The sequence below is a fragment of the Vibrio marinisediminis genome, from assembly GCF_014050145.1.
Classification (GTDB): Bacteria; Pseudomonadota; Gammaproteobacteria; order Enterobacterales; family Vibrionaceae; genus Vibrio; species Vibrio marinisediminis.
In genome coordinates, this window is the sequence record NZ_JACFYF010000367.1 from 1 (window position 1) to 233 (window position 233).

A 233-nucleotide genomic window follows, 5' to 3' on the forward strand; every position below is an offset into this window, starting at 1 on the left:
GTGATAGCTGCCGTAGTATTTCTGGACGTTCTGGATGCGGATCAGGGGTGCGGTCACAAGAACCCTCCGGTGTCGGTCTGGCCGCTCTTGCGCAAGCCGCGTCGGCGGAAGGCTTCGGCGGTGATGATCAGAACGAGAGACAGCAAAATGAGGATCGTTCCCAGCGCCAGGATCACAGGCAGCTTCTGCGGGAAGCGTAGCTGGCTCCAGATATAGACCGGCAAGGTCGGGTC

At 60.1% G+C, this 233-nt stretch carries 1 protein-coding gene; it reads right to left on the minus strand.

Going from position 1 to position 233, the window contains the following annotated elements; all coding sequences use genetic code 11:
• Positions 1-53 precede the first annotated feature (53 nt).
• Positions 54-233 (minus strand): hypothetical protein (locus tag H2O73_RS24380; RefSeq protein WP_220457793.1); only part of this gene is annotated, 180 nt, incomplete at its 5' end.